The organism is Rhizobium sp. 25PS6 (assembly GCF_032464655.1).
GTDB classification, from domain to species: Bacteria; Pseudomonadota; Alphaproteobacteria; order Rhizobiales; family Rhizobiaceae; genus Rhizobium; species Rhizobium laguerreae.
The window spans coordinates 1-815 of the sequence record NZ_JAWDIV010000071.1; the positions used below are offsets into that span (position 1 = coordinate 1).

Sequence of the window (815 nt, forward strand, 5' to 3'; positions counted from 1 at the left end):
ACCACGGATCTTCTGGTCGAGCAGGATGGCGAGGAAGAGACCAAGCGCCAGGCAGATACCGACATAGAGGAAGCCGAAGATCGCCATGTTGGTGATCGAGGTGTACCAGGAAGACGGCGGATCGCTCTCGAAGGTCCAGCGCCACAGCCGCTGATAGGCGCGTGCGCCGGTCAGCGCATAGGAAGGAAAGGTCTTGGAATTGGTGAAGGAGAGATAGCCCGTCCAGACGATGAAGCCGTAGACGAAGATGATGGTGATGACGAAGCTCGGCGCCAAGACGATCTTCGGCAGCGCATCCTGCAGCCGGCCCCTCAACGAGATCCCCGTCGATTGCCTCGGTGTCAGAACCGGATCGGTGGTCGCAACGGTGCTCATGGAATGTCATCTCCTTCCCGCAATCGGCCCTGCATGATCATCCCGCATGATCGGCGCGAAGCCTGAAGCTTCCCCGCGAGATGCGGGGAAGCGTTTGTCATCACACGTCGTCTCAGCGGGCGTCGTCGATCGCCTGGACGAGCTGCTTGACGGCTTCATCGGAGGTCTTGATCTGGCCGTGGACGAACTTCGAGACGACATCCTTATAGGCATTGGCAATTGCCGGCGGCGCGCCGTAGCCTTGCGCCAGCGAGCCGAACAGCGTGCCGCCTTCGTTCGCTGCCTTGAGGTCGGCGATACCCTTCTTGCCGCAAGCGTCGAAGTCGGTGTCGGGAACGTCGGTGCGAGCCGGCACCGAACCCTTGACGACGTTGAAGGCCGACTGGAAGCTCTTCGACAGCGTTGCGGTGGCCAGCGCCACCTGGGCCGCCTTGCGGTCG

2 pseudogenes are annotated in these 815 nt (G+C 61.8%); both read right to left on the reverse strand.

From position 1 onward, the window contains the following. A pseudogene (locus RWK44_RS34850) lies at positions 1–375 on the reverse strand (sugar ABC transporter permease); the annotation flags it as partial. 112 nt (positions 376–487) lie between these two features. Then, a pseudogene (locus RWK44_RS34855) lies at positions 488–815 on the reverse strand (sugar ABC transporter substrate-binding protein); the annotation flags it as partial.